Source organism: Halomonas sp. ND22Bw (genome assembly GCF_003011945.1).
GTDB classification, from domain to species: Bacteria; Pseudomonadota; Gammaproteobacteria; order Pseudomonadales; family Halomonadaceae; genus Halomonas; species Halomonas halophila.
Genome location: NZ_PXWD01000316.1, coordinates 1 through 374, shown reverse-complemented (window position 1 = coordinate 374; position 374 = coordinate 1). Strand labels below are relative to the sequence as shown.

The following is a 374-nucleotide window of genomic DNA, read 5'->3' as shown; positions in this document are numbered from 1 at the left end:
ATCGTAAAGCAATTGAATATTGAGCTAATATTATTTCATAAGAAAGTATCGTTTATTAGGGCAGCCGCATGCGATGGCCAATTGCTTAGCGTTAAAACATCGGAGTCCAGGCAAGTAGTTTGGTGACTACTAGTTGAGAACCATAGCCCTACTCAGCCGCCTTGAGATGTCTCGGTGGTGCTAGATGTTGTTTTGCAACCTTTGACGGCTCAACTTTTCCAAAGCGCGCGTAGAGCGCGGGTAGAACGACGAGAGTCAGTAGCGTCGCGCTGATCAGGCCACCAATGACCACGGTCGCTAGTGGTCTTTGAATTTCGGCTCCTGTCTCGGTCGCCAGTGCCATTGGCACGAAGCCAAGGGATGCCACTAACGCC

Annotated in this window: 1 protein-coding gene; it reads right to left on the bottom strand. The window is 50.0% G+C overall.

Going from position 1 to position 374, the window contains the following annotated elements; translation table 11 throughout:
- Nucleotides 1-148: 148 nt before the first annotated feature.
- A partial coding sequence (locus tag CVH10_RS18235; protein WP_146143030.1) for an efflux RND transporter permease subunit occupies nucleotides 149-374 on the bottom strand: 226 nt, incomplete at its 5' end.